Source organism: Streptomyces capparidis (genome assembly GCF_054782095.1).
In genome coordinates, this window is the sequence record NZ_BAAGTD010000015.1 from 50,037 (window position 1) to 62,570 (window position 12,534).

Here is a 12,534-nt window from a genome sequence, read left to right on the forward strand (position 1 = left end):
CGTCAGGCCGCCGCCAGCCCCGCGGCGGCGTCGGCGACGAACGGCACCCCCAGGTCGCGCAGCAGGTGGTGGGCGGCCCTGCGGCCGGAGGACAGGGCGCCCTGCGCGGTGCTGATGTCCCGGTGGTCGCCGCACACGTACAGGCCGCTGAGCAGCCGCACCGGGCGGCGCACATGGTGCGGCGCGGGCATCGCCGGCACGGCGTCCCGGTCCCGGCGCACCGCGAGCAGCTCCCAGTTGCCGGTGTCGGTGCCGTACAGGTCGGCGAGGTGGCGCCGCGCCGCGCGGTCCAGCTCGTCCCGGTCCCGCCACGGGGGGCCCAGCACCGTCGAGGACACCAGCGCCCTGCCGTCCGAGGCGCACCCCGGGTCGATCTCGCTGGCCACCACCGAGTACGCCACCGGGCCGCGGTGGTCGGCGGCCAGCACCAGCGCCGGCTCCCGCAGCGGCGGGGCGTCGGCGGCGTGGTGCAGCGTGGTGACCGGGTGGAACTCCGGGACGTGCAGTCCGGGCAGCAGCGCCGCCGCGGGCCGCGCCCCCGTCGCCACCACCACGGCGCGGCAGCGGATCGAGCCCTGCTCCTCGGTGACCACCTCGTTGGTGGACACCGAGGTCACCCGGGTGCCCAGGCGCAGGCTGCCGGGCGGCAGGGCCTTGGCCATCAGCTCGGGCACGGACGCGGAGCCGCCCTCGGGCACGCACAGGCGGCCCCGGGCGAACCCGCGCAGCACCAGGTCGGCGCAGCGGCTGCTGGTGCCCAGCGCGGGGTCGCTGAGCAGCGCGGACAGCAGCGGCCGGAGGAACTCCACGGTGCGCGGCGAGTAGCCGCGCGCGGACAGCGCCTCCGCCGCGGTGGTCTCGGGCCTGGCCAGCAGCCTGCCGGTGGGGGTGGCGGCGAGACGGGTCAGGGTGGCGCCGACCCGGGCCTTGTCCAGCGCTCCGCCGAACGGGGTGCGGGCCACCCCGCCGATGAGCAGGGACAGGCCCTCACGGGGGCGGCGCTGCTCGCCGACCCGGTAGCTGCGCCCGCCGCCGCGCACCAGCACGCCGGGGGAGAGCTGGCGCATCCGCAGGCCCTCGAGCCCCGGGGTGCGGCGCAGCTCGGCGAACGAGGTGTTGAGCAGGTGGTTGCCGGGGTCGAGCCGGAACCCGGCGACCATGTCGGTGGCCATCCGGCCGCCCACCCGGTCGGACCCTTCGAGCACGGCGACGGTCAGCCCCGCCGCGACCAGGTGGTGTGCCGCGCTGAGTCCCGCGACTCCTGCGCCCACGACGATGACGTCGGCGTTGCGTGGCTGTATGAGCACGGTTCTGCCCCTCCCCGAGGTCGGGTGTGTCCCCGCATCACGTTCAGACATGCCCCGTTCGGCAGCGCGCGACGCTTCGACCGCACGCGGACGGAGGCAGGCCACCCCGGCGTGATGCGGTGGTTTGTACGGTTCGGTGGGGGTTGTGGGTGGCCAGTGGGGGCGCGCCTACCCGTGTTCGGACAGGGCCGCACCTATCGCTTCGTCGACATTCGGGTGAACAAAAGTGAAGCCGCAGTCGAGCAGCCGGGCCGGCAGCACCCGCTGGCTGGACAGGACGTCGCCGGCGAACTCCCCGACCGCCAGCCGCAGCGCGGGGGCGGGCACCGGCAGCAGCGCGGGGCGGCGCAGGGCGCGGCTCATCGCGGCGGTGACCTCGCGGTTGGTGACCGGGTTCGGCGCGGTGAGGTTCACCGGGCCGAAGATGCCGTCGGTGTCCAGCAGGAAGCGCAGCGCGGCCACCTCGTCGCGCAGCGAGATGAAGCTCCAGTACTGGCGGCCGTCGCCCAGCCGCCCCCCGAGCCCGGCCCGGAACAGCGGGAACAGCCGCCCCCACGCCCCGCCGGCCCGCGCCACGACCAGGCCGGTGCGGGCCATGACGGTCCTGATCCCGGCCTCCTGGGCGGGCGCGGCGGCCGCCTCCCAGTCCTGGCACAGGTCGGCGAGGAACCCGGTGCCCGGCGGCGCGGACTCGTCGACGGCCCGCTGCCCGGTGTCCCCGTAGAAGCCGATCGCGGTGCCGCACAGGAGCACCCGCGGCGCGGGGTCGAGCGCGGCGACGGCCTCGGCGAGCGCGGCGGTGCCCAGCACCCGGCTGTCGCGCAGGGTGCGCTTGTAGGCAGCGGTCCAGCGGTGGTCGCCGACCCCGGCGCCCGCCAGGTGCACCACGGCCTCGGTGCCGGCCAGCGCGCCGGTGTCCACACTCTGCCGGGACGGGTCCCAGCTCACTTCGTCCGCGGCGCGCGCCTCGCGCCGCACCAGGCGCACGACGTGGTGCCCGTCCGCGCGCAGGGAGCGCACCAGGGCGGAGCCGATGAGTCCGGTGGAACCGGTGACCGCGACACGCATGGCCCCATCCTCGCGTGCGCGGGGCGCCGACGGGAAACCGACCCACGGGCGACGGCCGGACGGGCCGGACGGGTGGCGGGAATCACCGGGGGGCGGGGAAGAACGGGGTGGGGCGGGCGAGGAAAACGGGGCGCGTCCGGCGCGGCGTCCCTGGCAGGGTGGCCGGCATGTCTGACGATTCGGCACACGAGGTGCGGGTGCGGGGCGCGCGGCCCGAGGACGACGCGCCGCTGGCGGAGCTGGACCGCCGCGAGTGGTCCACCGAGTCCGCGGTGGGCCCGCGGCCCGAGCCCGGCAGCCCGTTCTTCCACGAGCCCCGCAGCCTGCCCGGGCACTACCTGGTCGCCGAGGCCGCCGGCCGTCTCGTCGGCTATCTGCGGCTGGTCCCGCCGACGCCGCTGCCGAGCAACGCGCACGTCCTCCAGATCCAGGGCCTGCTGGTGGACTCGGCGGCGCGCGGCCGCGGGGTGGGCCGGGCGCTGCTGGACGCGGCGTACGCCGAGGCGCTGCGGCGCGGCGCGCGGCGGCTGACCCTGCGGGTGCTGGGCCACAACGCGCGGGCGCGGCGGCTGTACGAGAAGGCGGGCTACACGGTCGAGGGCGTGCTGCCCGGGGAGTTCCTCCTGGACGGGCGGTACGTGGACGACGTGCTGATGGGCCGCCCGGTCGGCTAGCGGGCGGGGCGGGGGGAGGCGGGGGAGAACGGGGCAGGCCCCGGCGCCCACGGGGGAGCGCCGGGGCCTGCCGCGCGCGCGGGGCCGGGGCCGTTACAGGCCGAGGTCGGCCTCGAAGGCGCCCTCCTCCAGACGGGCCTTGACGGTCGTCAGGAAGCGGGCCGCGTCGGCGCCGTCCACGATGCGGTGGTCGTAGGACAGGGCCAGGTACACCATGTCGCGAACCGCGATGGTCTCGCCGAGGTCGGGGCTGCTGACCACCACCGGGCGGCGGACGGTGGCGCCCACGCCCAGCATGCCGACCTGCGGCTGGTTGAGGATCGGCGTGTCGAACAGCGCGCCGCGCGACCCGGTGTTGGTGACGGTGAAGGTGCCGCCGGTGGCCTCGTCCGGCTTCAGGCCGCCCTCGCGGGTGCGCTGGGCCAGGTCCGCCACGCGGCGGGCGATGCCCGCGATGCTCAGGTCGCCCGCGTTGTGGATGACCGGGACGAACAGGCCCTTCTCGGTGTCCACCGCGACGCCGACGTTCTCCACGTCGTGGTAGGTGATCGTGTCGTCGTCGTTCACCCGGGCGTTGACGATCGGGTGGACCTTCAGGGCCTCCGTCGCCGCCTTGATGAAGAACGGCAGCGGGGAGAGCTTGACGCCCTCGCGCTCGAGGAAGCTCTGCTTGGCCCGCGCCCGCAGCCGCATGATCCGGGTGACGTCCACCTCGACCACGGTGGTGAGCTGCGCCGACACCTTGAGCGAGTTGACCATGTGCTTGGCGATGGCCTTGCGGATGCGGCTCATCGGCACGGTCTGGCCGCGCAGCGGCGACGGGGCGACCGGCGCGGCCTGGCGGGCCGCGGCGGGAGCGGCGGCCGGAGCCGCGGCGGCGGCCTTGCGGGCCTCGGCGGCGGCGAGCACGTCCTGCTTGCGGATGCGGCCGCCGACGCCGGAGCCCTTGATCGACGCCAGGTCGATGCCGTGCTCCGCGGCGAGCTTGCGCACCAGCGGGGTGACGTAGGAGCCCTCGCCGTTCTCCGCCGGGGCGGCCGGGGCCTGCGCGGCCGGGGCCTGCGCGGCCGGGGCCGGGGCGGGCTCGGCGGCGGGGGCCGGGGCGGGGGCGGGCTGCGCCTGCGGGGCGGGGGCCGGGGCGGGCGGCGCCGGGGCCGGGGCCGGGGCGGGCGCCGCGGCGGGGGCCTGCTGGGCCGGGGCGGGCGCCGGAGCCGGCTCGGGGGCGGGCTGCGGCTCGGGCTCGGCCGGGGCAGGGGCGGAGGAGGGGGCGGCACCCGGGGCGCCGATCAGCGCGAGCTGCGCGCCCACCTCGGCGGTCTCGTCCTCGCCGATGCTGATCTCCAGCAGCACACCGGAGGCCGGGGCGGGGATCTCGGTGTCCACCTTGTCGGTGGAGACCTCCAGCAGCGGCTCGTCGGCCTGCACCTGCTCGCCGACCTGCTTCAGCCAGCGGGTGACGGTGCCCTCGGTGACGCTCTCGCCGAGCGCGGGCAGCAGCACCGGGGTGCCCTCGGCGGAGCCGCCGCCGGACGGGGCGGAGGCCTGCGGGGCCGGGGCCTCGGCCTGCGGGGCGGGCTGCTCGGCCTGCTGCGGGGCCGGCTCGGCCTGCTCGGCCGGGGCCGCCTGCTGCTCGGCCGGGGCGGCGGGCGCGCCCTTCCCGTCGTCGATCACGGCCAGCTCGGCGCCGACCTCGACCGTCTCGTCCTCCTTGACCTTGATGGAGGCCAGGACGCCGGAGGCGGGCGCGGGGATCTCGGTGTCGACCTTGTCGGTGGAGACCTCGAGCAGCGGCTCGTCGGCCTCGACCCGCTCACCCTCGGCCTTCAGCCAGCGAGTGACGGTGCCTTCGGACACGCTCTCGCCGAGCGCGGGCAGTGTTACTGAGACCGCCATGGTTTCAGTTGCTCCTTATTACTTCTGTGCGGATGAGTGGCGTGTCCTGGGTCAGTCGTGGGCGTGCAGTGGCTTGCCCGCCAGTGCCAGGTGAGCCTCGCCGAGGGCCTCGCTCTGCGTCGGGTGCGCGTGGATGAGCTGGGCGACCTCCGCGGGCAGCGCCTCCCAGTTGTAGATGAGCTGGGCTTCGCCGACCTGCTCGCCCATCCGGTCGCCGACCATGTGGACGCCGACCACGGCACCGTCCCTGACCTGGACGAGCTTGATCTCGCCCTGGGTCTTCAGGATCTTGCTCCGGCCGTTGCCGGCCAGGTTGTACTTCAGGGTGACGACCTTGTCGGCGCCGTACAGCTCCTTGGCCTTGGCCTCGGTGATGCCCACCGAGGCGACCTCGGGGGAGCAGTACGTCACGCGCGGCACGCCGTCGTAGTCGATCGGCACGGTCCGCTGGCCGGCCAGCCGCTCCGCCACGAGGATGCCCTCCGCGAAGCCGACGTGCGCCAACTGCGGCGTCGGCACCAGGTCGCCCACCGCCGAGACGGTGGGCACCGAGGTGCGCATGAGCTCGTCGACGAGGACGTACCCGCGGTCCATGGCGACCCCGGCCTCCTCGTACCCGAGCCCCGCCGACACCGGCCCGCGGCCGACGGCCACGAGCAGCAGCTCGGCCTCGAGGACCTTGCCGCTCTCCAGCGAGACCCGCACCCCGTCCGCGGTGTGCTCGACCCCGGCGAACCGGGCGCCGAGCTCGAAGGAGATGCCGCGCCTGCGGAACGCCCGCTCCAGCAGCCGGGAGCTGCCCTCGTCCTCGGCGGGGACCAGGTGGGGGAGCGCCTCGACTATGGTGACGTCCACCCCGAACGACCGCCACGCGGAGGCGAACTCCACGCCGATCACGCCGCCGCCGAGCACCACCGCCGACTTCGGCACCCGGTCCAGGACCAGGGCGTGGTCGGAGGTGATGACCCGCTCGCCGTCGATCTCCAGGCCGGGCAGCGACCGGGGCGCGGAACCGGTGGCCAGCACGACGTGCCGCCCCTCGTACCGCCGCCCGGCGACCTCCACCGCGGTGGGCGACACCAGCCGCCCCTCCCCGGCCACATAGGTGACCTTCCGGGAGGCCAGCAGCCCCTGGAGGCCCTTGTACAGTCCGGCGATCACGCTGTTCTTGTACGCGTGCACGCCCGCCATGTCGATGCCCTCGAACGAGGCCCGCACACCGAACTGGGCGCTCTCGCGCGCCTGGTCGGCGAGCTCGCCCGCGTGCAGCAGCGCCTTGGTGGGGATGCATCCGTGGTGCAGGCAGGTGCCGCCCGCCTTGTCCTTCTCGATCAGCGCGACGTCCAGGCCCAATTGGGAGGCGCGCAGCGCGGCCGCGTAGCCGCCGCTGCCGCCTCCGAGGATCACTACGTCGAAAACGGTGCCGGCGTCGTTCGCCACGTCACGTCCTCTCCTGCCTGCCCTGCGCCATGACCGGTCGGGTGGACCGGGTGACGGGCCGACCCCGTGGTCGGCCCGGATCCGGCCTGTCGTGCCGGTAGACCATCTTCGCACTCCTCGTCCGGGGCCGGGGATGCGGGGCCGCCCTCCGCGGGCCCCGCGACCGGGCCGTTCGCCCGGCCGGCCCATCGTCTTCGCGGCCTGGGCCGCGTCCCTCGTGCTCCCGTAGAGTGGCCGGTCAACAAGGGTGGGGCGGCAATGGAGGGGCGAGATGGGGCTTTTCCGGCGAGGCGGGCGGCGGCGCGGGGCCGAGCCCTCCCGCACCGGACGACAGGAGCTCTCCGAGGGCGAGCGGCACCTCGCCGAGTTCGCGGCCAGCAGGCGCGGCGTCGAGGCCTATGTCGAACCCGCCACCGCGGTCACCGCGACCACCGTCGTCCTGATCGCGGCGGACGGGGAGTGGACCCGCCGCCGGGTCGGCGACCGCCGCGCCGCGCAGGCCCTCGCCGAGAAGCTGCGCATACCCCTGTACGAGGCGCAGGTCGTCGGCTACCCGCAGCGGATGCGGGACTGGAACCGCCGGCAGGCGGAGGAGCGCAAGAGGCTGCTGGAGTAGCGGGGGTTCGGGGGTCCTTCCCCGGACGCCGGGGGCTCCGCCCGGCCCCCCGCCGAGGGCTGCGCCCCGCGGGCTCCCACCGGGCCTGCGCCCCGGGCCCCGGGGGACGGGTGGGCCCAGGGGGCCAAGGAGTGAACCCTGGCCCCCGCCGAGGCTCCTACAGGGCGCCCTCCGCGGCGTCCTCCGCGAGCCGGACCAGGGTGCGCACCGCCGTGCCGGTGCCGCCCTTGGGGGTGTAGCCGAACGGGACGGACTCGTTGAACGCCGGGCCCGCGATGTCCAGGTGGGCCCACACCGTGCCGTCGGCGACGAACTCCTTCAGGAACAGGCCGGCCACCAGCGCGCCGCCCATCCGCTCGCCCATGTTCGCGATGTCCGCCACCGGCGAGTCCATGCCCTTGCGCAGCTCCGGCGGCAGCGGCATCTGCCACGACTGCTCGCCGGCGCGGCCCGCGGCCAGGTGCACCTTCTCCCGGAACGCCTCGTCGTTGGACATCACGCCGAACGTGCGGGTGCCCAGCGCCAGCACCATCGCGCCGGTGAGCGTGGCCACGTCCACCACCCGGTCCGGCTTCTCCTCGCAGGCGCGGGCGAGCGCGTCGGCGAGCACCAGGCGGCCCTCGGCGTCGGTGTTGAGCACCTCCACCGTCTTGCCCGCGTACATGCGCAGCACGTCGCCGGGGCGGGTGGCGGTGCCCGACGGCATGTTCTCGGCCAGCGCCAGCCAGCCGGTGACGTTGACCGGCAGGCCCAGGCGCGCCACGGCGAACACCGCGCCGAGCACGGCGGCGGCGCCGGCCATGTCGCACTTCATCGTCTCGTTGTGGCCGGCCGGCTTCAGGGAGATGCCGCCGGAGTCGTAGGTGATGCCCTTGCCGACGTACGCCAGCGAGGTCTTCGCCTTCGGGTGGGTGTAGGCGAGCCGCACCAGCCGGGGCGGGTTGGCCGAGCCCTGGCCGACGCCGAGGATGCCGCCGTAGCCGCCCTTCGCGAGGGCCTTCTCGTCCAGCACCTCCACCTTCAGGCCGAGTTCCTTGCCCTCGGAGAGCGCAAGGGCGGCGAAGTCCTGCGGCGTGAGGTCGTTGGAGGGGGTGTTGACCAGGCTGCGGGCCCGGTTGACGGCGTCGGCGACGGCGGTGGCGCGCTCGGCCGCCGCCTTGTACGCCTTGTCGCGCGGCTTGACGCCGAGCACGGTCACCTCGGCGAGGGGCTGCTTGACGCCGTCGGCCGCGCCGTCGGCCTTGGCGCCGCGCTTGGCCGCGCCCTTGGCGCCGCCGGTGCGGTAGGCGGTGAACGCGTAGGCGCCGAGCAGCGCGCCCTGGGCCACCGCCTCGGCGTCGGCGGCCTCCGCGACGGGCAGCGCGAACGCGCCCTTCCTGGAGCCGGCCAGGGTGCGGGCGGCGGCGCCCGCCGCGCGGCGCAGCGCCTCCCGCTGGTAGCCGGCGCCGTCGCGCGGGGCCTCGCCGAGCCCGACGGCCAGCACCACGGGGGACTTCACGCCCTGCGGCGCGGGCAGCTTCGTCACCTCGCCCTCGGCCCCCGAGGCGCCCAGCGTCTCCAGGGTCTGGGCGAGCCTGCCGTCGAACGCCTTGTCCATCTCTTCGGCACCAGGGGCGAGCACCGGGCCGTTCGGGCCCTTTGCCACGCCGACGACGACGGCGTCCGCGCGCAGCGAGGCCGCGGATGAGCTACTGAAATTGAGTGCAGTCACGGTCTTCCTGTTCCGAGTCGTGTCGAATCGCGTCCGCGGTCAGCCCCTGTCGGGCATGGAGGACGGGTGCCGGCACCGAGCCTACGCTCACCCGGTGCCGGAGGGTCAGGACAGGACCACCGCGACGACGGCGGCGGTCGCCGCGGTCTCGGCCAGCGCGCCGAGCACGTCACCGGTGACACCGCCGAAACGGCGGCGGCAGCGGCGCAGCAGCAGCTCCGCCGCGGCCAGGCCGGCGAGCACGGCGAGCACCGCGCGGCCCGCCCAGCCCGGGCCCGCCAGCACCGCCCCGCCCGCGGCGCCCGCCGCGAGCACTCCCGCGGTCAGCGCGGCGACGGCGGGCACCGGCACGTTGGCGCACACGGCCGCGCCCAGGCCGTCGGGGCGGGCCGCGGGAACGCCCGTGCGGCACGCCGCGGTCAGCGCGAGCCGCGCGGTGATGGCGGCCAGCACCACCCCGGCGGAGCCCGCCGCCCAGCCGCTCTCGTACAGCCGCGCGGTGGCGGCGACTTGGGCGAGCACCGCGAACAGCAGCGCCAGCACCCCGAACGGGCCGATGTCGGACGCCTTCATCACGCGCAGCGCCTGCGGGGCGGGCCGGTTGCTGCCCAGGCCGTCGGCGGTGTCGGCGAGCCCGTCCAGGTGCAGGCCGCGGGTGAGGACGGCGGGCACCGCGACCGCGGCGGCGGCGGCGAGCAGCGGCCCGCCGTCCAGCTCCAGCACCGCGGCGCCGAGCGCCGCCGCGGCCCCGCCGACCACCAGGCCCACCGCGGGCGCCCACAGCATCCCGGCGCGCGCGGCGGGGCGGTCCCAGCGGGTGACGCGCACCCGGAGCACGGTCAGCGTCCCGAACGCGAACCGCAGTCCGTCGCCCGGCGGCAGGGGCGGGCTCACCCGTCGGCCCGCTCCGGCTCCGCCGGCCCCGCCGCGTCCGTCACGGCCTTCTCGGCGTCCACGCCATCCGCGGCCTCCTCCGACCCGGCCTGCTCCGGCGCGGCTCCCTCCGGCGCGGCCTCCTCTGCCTCCGCGGCCCCCTCCGTCTCCGCGGCCCGCTCCGGCAGCTCGGCGAGCAGCCCGGCGGCGGCCTTCACCAGCGGCAGGGCGAGCAGCGCGCCCACGCCCTCCCCGTACGCCACCTTGTGGTCCACCAGCGGCTCCAGGGTCAGCCGGTCCAGCGCCTTGGCCTGCGCCGGCTCGCCCGAGGAGTGCCCGGCCTGCCACCAGTCGGGGGCGCGGAAGGCGATCCGCTGGGTCAGCAGCGCGCACGCCGCCGACACCACGCCGTCCAGCAGCACCGGGGTGCGGCGCACCGCGCACTGGGTGAGGAACCCGGTCATCGCGGCCACGTCGGCGCCGCCGCACGCCGCGAGCAGCGCCATGTGGTCGCCCAGCACCGGCCTGGCCCGGCGCAGCCCGTCCCGGATCGCGGCGCACTTGCGCATCCACGTGAAGTCGTCGACGCCGGAGCCCCGCCCGGTGACCGCGGAGGCGTCCGTGCCGGACAGCGCGGCCACCAGCAGGCCCGCGACGGTGGTGCCGCCCACGCTCAGGTCGCCCAGCACCACCAGATCGGTGCCGGAGTCGGCCTCCTCGTCGGCGACGGCCATCCCGGCGCGGAACGCCCGCTCGGCCTCCTCGGCGGTCAGCGCGTCCTCCACGTCCACCCGGCCCGAGCCGCGGCGCACCCGGTAGCGGGTGACGTCCGCGGGGAACTCGGCGGGGTCGCAGTCCACGGACATGTCCACCACGCGCACCTGCGCCCCGGTCTGCCGGGCCAGCACGCTGACGGGCGCCTCGCCGTCGAGCACGTCCCGCACCAGGCGGACGGTGTCCCCGGGGCGCCGCGCGGACACGCCGTACCCGGCGACGCCGTGGTCGCCGGCGAACAGCACCACCCTCACGCGCTCCAGCGGCCGGGTGGGGCAGCGCCCCTGCACCCCGGCGAGCCAGTCGCCCAACTCCTCCAGTCGGCCGAGGGAGCCGGGCCGCGGGACGAGCCGCTGCCGCAGCTCCTCGGCGGCGCGGGGGAACGCGGGGTCGGGGCGCTCGACGAGGTCGGCGAAGTCATCGAGATTCAGGCTCACACCCCGGAGCTTAACGGCGTCACCTCACCCGCAGGACCTGGCCCGCCACCGCGAGCAGCACCACCTCGGACTCCGCCGCCACCGCGCCGTTGAGCCGGCCCAGCTCGTCGCGGAAGCGCCGCCCCGACGCGGTGGCCGGCACCACCCCGCTGCCGACCTCGTTGCTGACCGCCACCACCGTGCGGGACGTGGCCCGCCAGGCCCGCGCCAGGGCGTCCACCCGCCCGCGCAGCCGCCGCTCGCCGCCGGCGGCCCACGCCGCGTCGTCCCAGGCGCCGCACTCGTCCATCACCGCCGTCAGCCACAGCGACAGGCAGTCCACCAGCAGCGGCGGGCCCTCCTCGGCCAGCAGCGGCTCCAGGTCGCAGGTCTCCACCGTGCGCCACGAGGCGGGCCGGCGCTCCCGGTGGGCCGCCACCCGCCGCGCCCACTCGTCGTCCCCGTGCCGGGTGCCGCCCGTGGCCACGTACACCACGCCGGGGAAGGCGGCCAGCCGCCGCTCGGCCTCCAGGGACTTCCCGGACCGCGCCCCGCCCAGGACCAGGGTGCGGCGCGGCGGCCCGGGCGGCGCCGCCGCGCCCGCCCCCACCCGCAGGGACGCGCCGTCGGCGAGCACCCGGGCGCCCAGCGCCCCGGCCCTGCGGCGCAGCTCGGGACCCGGCGGGACGGTGTGGTCCAGGTGCACCGCGATCACGTCCGTGGCCCCGTTCACCGCGCCGGTCTCCCGCAGCCTGGCCAGCGCGTCCGGGCGGCCGAGGACGTCGAGCAGCACGGCGTCCAGGGGCAACTGGGGCGCGGCGGTGCCGGCGGGGCCCGCGCCCGGGGGCAGGTACAGCAGCCGGGCGCCCTCGCCGTCCGCGACCTCGTAGCCGGTGCCCGGCGCGTCCACCGCGACCGCGCGCACCCGGTACGCGCCGAGCAGCCTCTCCTGCCCCTCCGGGGCCCGGCCCGGCGGGGGCAGCCCGTCCGGCACCGGCAGGGGCGGGCCCTGGTGGGGGTGGGACAGCAGGACGTGCTCCACCCGCCCGAGCGCCCGCCCCGCCCGCGCCGCGGCCACGGGCAGGCCCGCGGTCAGGTCGAGCAGCAGGGCGTCCCCGACCAGCAGCGAGGTCGCCCCCCGCGCCTCCGCCCCGGTGGCGGTGGCGCACACGGCGCAGGGGCAGTCGGGCCGGGGCAGCCCCGGCGGCGCTCCGGTGCCGAGCAGTGTCACTTCCATGTCACGTCCCCTGGCCTCTTCCCACGGTCCCCCACCAGCCATCCGACCAGACCACCCCGCCCTCCGCCCCCGCACGGGGCCCGGCCGCGGCCCTCGGCGACCGCCCTGTCCCCGTACGCCCCGCCGGCATCGCGTCCCCGGGCGCCCCGGCGACTCCCGGAGGCCGCCCACCCGCCCCCGCCCGGGCCCGAGGCCCCCTGCGGTGTCGTCGCCCCGGCGATCATCCCCGGATACGCTGCGGGGGCACGGCACCACCGGACGCATCGTTCGAGGAGACGAATCAATGGCGTGGACGTGGCGGTTCGAGAGGTCCGACGGCACCGAGGTCCCTCCGGCGGTGGAGCCGGAGGAGTTCAGCACCCAGAGCGACGCCGAGAGCTGGCTCGGCGAGCACTGGAAGGAACTGCGCGAGGGCGGTGTGGACCAGGTCGTGCTCTTCGAAGACGGCGCGAAGATCTACGGTCCGATGAGCCTGCACGAGGTGTGAGCGGGCCGGGGGCGGGCCCGCGCGGACGCGGCGCCCGC

The 12,534-nt window shown here is 76.8% G+C and carries 11 protein-coding genes; 3 read left to right on the plus strand and 8 right to left on the minus strand.

Translation table 11 applies throughout. The annotated features are described in order from the left end of the window. Nucleotides 1-2: 2 nt before the first annotated feature. The gene (locus ACYVO2_RS14535; RefSeq protein WP_461008187.1) at nucleotides 3-1,307 is read right to left on the minus strand and encodes an NAD(P)/FAD-dependent oxidoreductase; all 1,305 of its coding nucleotides are present in this window, start codon (nucleotides 1,305-1,307) and stop codon (nucleotides 3-5) included. Nucleotides 1,308-1,475: 168 nt separating this feature from the next. Next, entirely contained in the window at nucleotides 1,476-2,375 is a 900-nt protein-coding gene (locus ACYVO2_RS14540; RefSeq protein ID WP_461008188.1) for a TIGR01777 family oxidoreductase, read from the minus strand. A gap of 167 nt (nucleotides 2,376-2,542) precedes the next feature. On the opposite strand from ACYVO2_RS14540, the gene ACYVO2_RS14545 reads away from it, so the two are divergent. Continuing rightward, nucleotides 2,543-3,049, plus strand: coding sequence for a GNAT family N-acetyltransferase (locus ACYVO2_RS14545; protein WP_461008189.1), 507 nt, complete (start codon nucleotides 2,543-2,545; stop codon nucleotides 3,047-3,049). A gap of 93 nt (nucleotides 3,050-3,142) precedes the next feature. Here the strand turns inward: ACYVO2_RS14545 and sucB are convergent, their stop codons facing one another. After that, on the minus strand, nucleotides 3,143-4,942 hold the full coding sequence (gene sucB, locus ACYVO2_RS14550) for a 2-oxoglutarate dehydrogenase, E2 component, dihydrolipoamide succinyltransferase (RefSeq protein WP_461008190.1): 1,800 nt from the start codon (nucleotides 4,940-4,942) through the stop codon (nucleotides 3,143-3,145). A gap of 51 nt (nucleotides 4,943-4,993) precedes the next feature. Next, nucleotides 4,994-6,382 carry a dihydrolipoyl dehydrogenase gene (gene lpdA / locus ACYVO2_RS14555; RefSeq protein ID WP_461008191.1) on the minus strand — a complete coding sequence of 463 codons (1,389 nt, stop codon included), beginning with the start codon at nucleotides 6,380-6,382 and terminating at the stop codon, nucleotides 4,994-4,996. 271 nt (nucleotides 6,383-6,653) lie between these two features. On the opposite strand from lpdA, the gene ACYVO2_RS14560 reads away from it, so the two are divergent. Further along, a complete protein-coding gene (locus ACYVO2_RS14560; protein ID WP_461008192.1) occupies nucleotides 6,654-6,998 on the plus strand; it encodes a hypothetical protein in 345 nt (114 codons plus the stop codon). 157 nt (nucleotides 6,999-7,155) lie between these two features. On the opposite strand, the gene ACYVO2_RS14565 is transcribed toward ACYVO2_RS14560, so the two are convergent. From ACYVO2_RS14565 to ACYVO2_RS14580, 4 genes are all read right to left on the minus strand, one after another. Further along, a complete protein-coding gene (locus tag ACYVO2_RS14565) occupies nucleotides 7,156-8,709 on the minus strand; it encodes a leucyl aminopeptidase (RefSeq protein ID WP_461008193.1) in 1,554 nt (517 codons plus the stop codon). A gap of 105 nt (nucleotides 8,710-8,814) precedes the next feature. Next, the gene (locus ACYVO2_RS14570) at nucleotides 8,815-9,603 is read right to left on the minus strand and encodes an adenosylcobinamide-GDP ribazoletransferase (protein WP_461008194.1); all 789 of its coding nucleotides are present in this window, start codon (nucleotides 9,601-9,603) and stop codon (nucleotides 8,815-8,817) included. Continuing rightward, nucleotides 9,600-10,793, minus strand: a complete 1,194-nt coding sequence (gene cobT / locus ACYVO2_RS14575; protein WP_461008195.1) for a nicotinate-nucleotide--dimethylbenzimidazole phosphoribosyltransferase — start codon at nucleotides 10,791-10,793, stop codon at nucleotides 9,600-9,602. The genes ACYVO2_RS14570 and cobT overlap by 4 nt, the downstream gene beginning before the upstream one ends. Before the next feature lie 19 nt (nucleotides 10,794-10,812). After that, nucleotides 10,813-12,009: a bifunctional adenosylcobinamide kinase/adenosylcobinamide-phosphate guanylyltransferase gene (locus ACYVO2_RS14580; protein WP_461008196.1), complete on the minus strand. Its 1,197-nt coding sequence runs from the start codon at nucleotides 12,007-12,009 to the stop codon at nucleotides 10,813-10,815. A gap of 283 nt (nucleotides 12,010-12,292) precedes the next feature. Between ACYVO2_RS14580 and ACYVO2_RS14585 the strand changes: the two genes are divergently transcribed. Further along, nucleotides 12,293-12,496, plus strand: coding sequence for a hypothetical protein (locus ACYVO2_RS14585; protein ID WP_461008197.1), 204 nt, complete (start codon nucleotides 12,293-12,295; stop codon nucleotides 12,494-12,496). The last annotated feature ends 38 nt before the right edge of the window (nucleotides 12,497-12,534 follow it).

What these genes read in the sequence shown, in the direction of transcription:
- sucB (WP_461008190.1), bottom strand. Translation starts at nt 4,942, where the DNA reads ATGGCGGTCTCAGTAACACTGCCCGCGCTCGGCGAGAGCGTGTCCGAA.
- ACYVO2_RS14540 (WP_461008188.1), bottom strand. Translation starts at nt 2,375, where the DNA reads ATGCGTGTCGCGGTCACCGGTTCCACCGGACTCATCGGCTCCGCCCTG.
- ACYVO2_RS14560 (WP_461008192.1), top strand. Translation starts at nt 6,654, where the DNA reads ATGGGGCTTTTCCGGCGAGGCGGGCGGCGGCGCGGGGCCGAGCCCTCC.
- ACYVO2_RS14545 (WP_461008189.1), top strand. Translation starts at nt 2,543, where the DNA reads ATGTCTGACGATTCGGCACACGAGGTGCGGGTGCGGGGCGCGCGGCCC.
- ACYVO2_RS14585 (WP_461008197.1), top strand. Translation starts at nt 12,293, where the DNA reads ATGGCGTGGACGTGGCGGTTCGAGAGGTCCGACGGCACCGAGGTCCCT.
- ACYVO2_RS14580 (WP_461008196.1), bottom strand. Translation starts at nt 12,009, where the DNA reads ATGGAAGTGACACTGCTCGGCACCGGAGCGCCGCCGGGGCTGCCCCGG.